This is a genomic window from Bacillus cereus group sp. BfR-BA-01355, from assembly GCF_022663675.1.
GTDB classification, from domain to species: Bacteria; Bacillota; Bacilli; order Bacillales; family Bacillaceae_G; genus Bacillus_A; species Bacillus_A thuringiensis_S.
Genome location: NZ_JAKUFY010000282.1, coordinates 1 through 658 on the forward strand (window position 1 = coordinate 1; position 658 = coordinate 658).

Here is a 658-nt window from a genome sequence, read left to right on the forward strand (position 1 = left end):
ATCTGTTTTATCTTTTAATACTTTAAATGTAATATCATATTGGCCATCTACTAAATTTTTCGGATCAACTATTACTCTCGGGTTATTATTTCCACCTTGGTTGTCATTTCCGCCTTGGTTGTTGTTTCCACCTTGGTTGTCGTTTCCACCTTGGTTGTCGTTTCCGCCTTGGTTGTCGTTTCCGCCTTGGTTGTCGTTTCCACCTTGGTTCCCTAAAGCTTTAATACTGTCTTGATCAAATACAAATTGAACATCGTAGAAATGGTGATAATTCATTGAATCAATATCTACTTTTACTTTTGCATTTAATTTTTTAGACAAATCGTTTACTTCTACTTCTACTACTCTTGTATTTTGTTCTTTATTTTCACTTAACACTTTTGCATTAACGAAAGAACCATTCTTCTCAAATTCAAATTTCGTAATCCATGTACTATTTGTTAATGTAAACGATACGTATTTCTTACCATCTTTTACTTTTAATACACCTGGGCTTTTTGTGTATGTGTTCATCATTGAGATTTCATCTGTTTGATCTTTTAACACTTTAAAGCCAATGCTGTATTCACCATCTTTAAGAGCTTTTGGATCAATTGTTGTGTTATTATCTTGGTTATTGTTTCCACCTTGATTGTCGTTTCCACCTTGGTTGTTTTTT

The 658-nt window shown here is 33.0% G+C and carries 1 protein-coding gene; it reads right to left on the reverse strand.

Going from position 1 to position 658, the window contains the following annotated elements; all coding sequences use genetic code 11:
• A partial coding sequence (locus MR167_RS31590) for an NEAT domain-containing protein (protein ID WP_242316243.1) occupies positions 1–658 on the reverse strand: 658 nt, incomplete at both ends.